The sequence below is a fragment of the Kluyvera sp. EC_51 genome, from assembly GCF_019584505.1.
In the GTDB taxonomy this organism is placed as follows: Bacteria; Pseudomonadota; Gammaproteobacteria; order Enterobacterales; family Enterobacteriaceae; genus Kluyvera; species Kluyvera sichuanensis.
Window position 1 is genome coordinate 1 of record NZ_VDAG01000078.1, and the last position, 297, is coordinate 297.

Annotated in this window: 1 pseudogene; it reads right to left on the bottom strand. The window is 48.1% G+C overall.

The features are described from left to right. Positions 1-297: pseudogene (locus tag FHC49_RS13945) on the bottom strand (diguanylate phosphodiesterase); the annotation flags it as partial.

Sequence of the window (297 nt, forward strand, 5' to 3'; positions counted from 1 at the left end):
TTCCGGCAATTAATTCGCAGAATTTTCCGCGAACCATGCTCAGATGATAAAGTTCACTGATGCCGGAACGCCCCATATTTGAAAGGGCGGCCACCGCAACAAACCGCCGGAGTTCTTTGCCCCCCAGATACATCAGCATTTCTTTCAGGGTAAGATTGTCCGCCTGAATTATGCCATGTGATTTAAACAGCATGTTTCTGACGTAGCGCATGATTTTATATGACAGCGTCAGATCGGTTTTAAGCAGACGTTCGACCGCGGCAAAGTCCGGGTTTTCCCTGTTCACCTCCATCATCA